The sequence below is a fragment of the Lysinibacillus sp. AR18-8 genome (assembly GCF_001705465.1).
Lineage (GTDB): Bacteria > Bacillota > Bacilli > Bacillales_A > Planococcaceae > Lysinibacillus > Lysinibacillus capsici.
In genome coordinates this window covers 1-4,242 of record NZ_MDGU01000043.1, presented here as the reverse complement: position 1 = coordinate 4,242, position 4,242 = coordinate 1, and the positions used below count along the sequence as shown (strand labels likewise).

Genomic DNA, 4,242 nt, shown 5'->3' with positions numbered 1-4,242 from the left:
GATGCACTTGAACTAAGCTGGTTAAAGGTTGTTGGCAATAAGGGCGCAAAAATTCAGGAGTCGAAAAGAACGCAAGAAGAGCTTGTACATCAGAATTTTTTTTTTTTAGATGTGTATAAGAGACAGCAATCTTCCCACGTACAACCTCTTTTGTGCCATCACTATGCTCGATATAAATAGCCAGATGATTGAGCTGTTCCTGTGTAATATCTGTAGGTAATGGAAGAGTTAATAATACAGGTCGATTCTGCATATTAGTCTCAATTTTCATGGGTTGCCCTAATACTTTACTAAATGAACTATTCGCTATTTCTTGCACAATTGACTCTTTTTTTGCACGTTCTTCAACCTGTGATTGTTCAGATTGTCCCTTTAAAGGAATTAATCTAAAGTATAAATTATCACTAAATGTTGCCAATGATTCATTTGAGACATTGACACTTACATCATAAGCTGAAATTTCTAAATTTAAACGACTTTCTTTTAGTAGAGTAACAATATTATTAGGTATAGATATGTCCACTTGCTTTACATTATCCTGCGAATTAGGAATAACAATACGTGCTTGATCCGATTTTTCTTCTTTTAATTTATTGATAGTTTCTAATACACTTGCTTCTGTAAGAATTACTTCATCTTTCACCAATCCATCCACATCTACTAATCGCTTAATAGTTGTTTTAGAAACGGCTTTTCCATTACTCGACTCCACATTTACAGTAAAACTCTCTGTAGGAGAAGGTGGAGAAGATTCTGAGGTAGAGGTATTTTCACTATTAGTAGAAGAATTCTCCTTTGTTACTACAATTGTATAAAGTTTTTGACTGCCATCTTCAGCCTTTACCAAAATTTTTATTGTATTGACACCTGTTACAAGCTTGATCGGCTCTGCAACGGATCTCCCATTTATTGTGATTTCAGCTTTTTTATCCTCAGCTAATGGATTTACAAATAGACTATCTACTTTAGAAGTAACAATAGCGGAATATGACATTGTATTTTTATTAAATGCCATATTTAAGGCTCCCTGTGAAATAGTCAAATCCTTTAAAAAGGCATTATGGCTTTTAGATAATGCAATTACATCAATGGTGAAGCTTTTAGTATCTACAAAATTACCGATGAAAATTTGTGCTGTCAACGTAACCTTTTGATTTCCTATGGAGATAGTAGGGCGAAGAACGCTTCCATTATTTTGCACTACCTCAGGTTTGTCAGATATCCAATTAATCGTTGTTCCATTATCCCCGATAATTGGTAAAGTAAGGTTTTTAGTGACATTTGCTGAGGTATCACCTTGAGCATATTGAATATTAAGTGCATCTTTATCTAGTTGTACCTTTTGAATAAGCATACTGGATACTTTGCTATCTAACACAGACTGTAAAGTTTCTATAGACTCATACCCTTGATTAGGACGGGCAAGTAGGATTTGCTTACAAACTTCATCTTGATCTTCAATAGTGAGAAGATTGTAGTTATTATAATTTAAATGATCATCATCAATGAACACTGTCCATAGTGTTAATGAGTCTGTCGTACTGTTAACATTAATAAGATAAGAACGATTATTGACTGCATTTAAGTATGTTTGTCTTAATGTACTTGTAGATGTATATCCACTTTGTGGTCTTTCATCTATTAGCTTATTAGCTAAATAGTTTTGGTCTGCTAATTTAAAGCTTTGAAATAATTCATTAGCTTTAGCAGTATAATGTAATACACTCCAGTCAGTAGTCATTGCCAACTTCATTTCTTCCGTATTAATGGCAGTATTAAATGAAGTTAGACTACTTTTTGCTGCTACAGATGATAAAGGTAGCAAGCAAGCAACTAAGGTAAATATCATAATTAAGTTTAGTATTTTTCTTTTAGAATGTTGAATAAAAATCACCCTTTCCTCGTTAGAATATAGTTTAGTAATGTCCGATAGTAGAAAAGTCGTCTTTAGGTAATAAAGTCCACTCTAAAATATTGAAATTTGTAGAACCTGATTGCAATCTTTTATCTCTAATATAACCTCCATTACTTTCCAATATAGCGGTTGTCGAATCTTTTGTTCCTAATATATCAACAATATTCCCATTACTGTCTTTTAAAGTAATTGACACCGTTATTTTAGAAGCATCTCTAAAAATAAATTCTTCGTTGTAATAATATGATAAGGTAATATCCATAAAATCATAAAAATAGGGATGAATCACTACAAAATTCATATTTGGATTTACTAAAGATATATCTAATTCTTGAACACTATGCTGCATTGAAATTAAATTATATTGCTGTATCTCTAATTGATAACCATATAGAGGAGATGTAGTAGGATTATATATTTCTAGGACATCATTATAGTTTCCACTTTGTACAAAATCAGATATAAAAATACTTGGAGCATCTACAGTGAATATAAAACTTGTAGATTCTAGCCCTCCTTTGCCATCATCTGCTGTGATAGTAATAATACTTGTCCCTATTGCTTTTTGTGTCATGTTAAGGGTTGTACCATTTAAACTAGCCGTAGCTACCCCACTATTACTAGAACTTACAGCTAATGTTAACGAATCGTTATCAGCATCTGAAAATACATTACCTACATCAATACTCCAAGGTATACCACCAATAGTTGCTCGTTGATTTCTAACCGTCTGAGCTACAACTGGCGAGTTATTCACTGTAGGATTGTCTATGGTAACTGTAAAGCTAGTTGATACTTTCCCTCCTTTGCCATCATCCGCTTGCACTGTAATTGTATTAAGCCCTACTGCTAACGGCAAAATAGTTATTATTTGCCCACTTATTTGAGCTGTAGCAACAGTTTCATTGCTTGAGTTTACTTCTATTGTAAGAACATCATTATTTGGATCCGAAAAAATATTACTAACATCTATTGTTAGTACATTTCCCACAGTACCTGTTTTGTTATTAATTGTTTGTTCGACCACAGGAGGCTGGTTAGGTGGGATTGTAACTGTTAATTTAAAGGTTGTAGAGACAATTCCTCCATTACCATCATCCGCTTGTACAGTGATTATACTTTGCCCCACAGCCAGCGGTACAATAGTTATCATTTGTGAATTCAATTGTGCTGTAGCTACAGTTTCGTTACTTGAATCTACATCTAATGTCAAGTTATCGTTATCTACATCAGTAAAAACATTGCTTGTATCAATTAATATTGGAGCTCCCCCTACGTGTCCTATTTGGTCATTTATTATTTGAACAACGGTAGGTAAGTTATTCAACTTGGGTAAGACCTCTACCTCAAAACTACTACTAGCTCTCCCTAATTTCCCATCATCAGCACTAACTTTTATTCTTGTTTTTCCTGGGGATAGGGCCTCTAGTGTTAATAGATTTGAGTTAATTTCGGCTGTTACTACCCCCACAGAATCAGGAATAGCTTTAAATATTAATGAATCATTATCAGCATCATAAAATAGCTTACTTACATCAATCACGATATTTGCTTGATCAAGTGTCATTGTTTGCTTCTGAATTCTTTCTGAAGCTACCACAACAGGTGGATGATTAATAGAAGTTGCATAAGTTAATTGTGCTTGAAAACAAAAACTAAAGATTAAAGTTAGCAAAATAATTTTCTTAATACAATTTTTACTACGTGTATTTTGACGCAAAATCGTTTCCTCCCATATATGTAAAATAATTAACATTACTCTCCCTTTTGCTATGACTTTCAACTCACATAAAATTATATAATAGAACTAAAATCCTAACTACAAAATTCATTAATGATAAAAGTTAATTTTTCTTAACCTTTATTTATCAAAAAAAGGTTATTCAATATTGCTAGCAATATTGAATAACCTTATATTATTTTTTTATCTATTTTTCATGAATATGCTTTACTGCGGCTTCTTGAATCTCATAAAATGCCCAATGGTGTTTTGGAACATCTTTAAATAATGGTGTTTGATCTTCAATAAGAACTTGACGTTCAAACAGTCGATTTAATACCTTCACTGCTTGTGCACGTGTTAAAAATCCATCTGGATTGAATGTATCGGCTGTTATTCCTGTCATAATTTCCGCTGCATTGACAGTATCAATTGCTTTCACTGCCCAATGATGGACGCTCACATCTTTGAATGCTGGACTTTGTGAGGTTGGTGGACAGAAATCGGCATCAGGACGTTCTACACATTGCTGTTCTATCCAGCGGGCAGCCACTGTAGCCATCTGTGCACGCGTAATCAAGCCGTTTGGATTAAAGTTCGTTGCTGT

Annotated in this window: 3 protein-coding genes; all 3 read right to left on the bottom strand. The window is 33.5% G+C overall.

Annotation, left to right across the window (positions count from 1 at the left end; translation table 11 throughout):
• The coding region (locus tag BFM98_RS20350) for a cadherin-like beta sandwich domain-containing protein (protein ID WP_175400786.1) at positions 1–1,849 on the bottom strand (1,849 nt) is incomplete at its 3' end.
• Positions 1,850–1,916: 67 nt separating this feature from the next.
• The gene (locus BFM98_RS20345) at positions 1,917–3,635 is read right to left on the bottom strand and encodes an RTX toxin (RefSeq protein ID WP_254660068.1); all 1,719 of its coding nucleotides are present in this window, start codon (positions 3,633–3,635) and stop codon (positions 1,917–1,919) included.
• 208 nt (positions 3,636–3,843) lie between these two features.
• The coding region (locus tag BFM98_RS20340; RefSeq protein ID WP_139111253.1) for an S-layer homology domain-containing protein at positions 3,844–4,242 on the bottom strand (399 nt) is incomplete at its 5' end.